The organism is Vibrio sp. M260112, assembly GCF_036533775.1.
GTDB lineage: Bacteria > Pseudomonadota > Gammaproteobacteria > Enterobacterales > Vibrionaceae > Vibrio.
Genome location: NZ_JATABH010000216.1, coordinates 1 through 371 on the forward strand (window position 1 = coordinate 1; position 371 = coordinate 371).

The window sequence follows — 371 nt, forward strand, 5'->3', positions numbered from 1 at the left end:
GCAAGAGTTCCTATATCTGGGGTTGTAAATGAAACGACACCATCGTTTATTAGATTAAAAGCGACGCTACGTTCGTCCATGAGAAGATAAGATTTAATTACCTCTGGCTGAAAATTGGTCATCCCAAATGACATCAGTGCAAATGCCCCTGCACCCACTAAGGCTAACGGGCCAAGTAAAAAGACGGCAATAAAACACACCACAATTCCCACCCAAGCAAAACCGCGCACGATTTTATACGCCACCTCTGGGATCATATCTTGCTCTGTGTAATGAATACCCCGTGAGGTTAAGTGATAGCAGCGATGTTTATCAGGGAAAAAAAGGTATCTAGATACAAAAGTCATTATTAAACTAAATGAGGAAAACAA

General features: G+C 41.2%; 1 pseudogene. It reads right to left on the reverse strand.

Annotated features, from left to right (window positions below):
• Positions 1 to 257: pseudogene (locus tag QTN95_RS21190) on the reverse strand (hypothetical protein); the annotation flags it as partial.
• Positions 258 to 371: the final 114 nt, after the last annotated feature.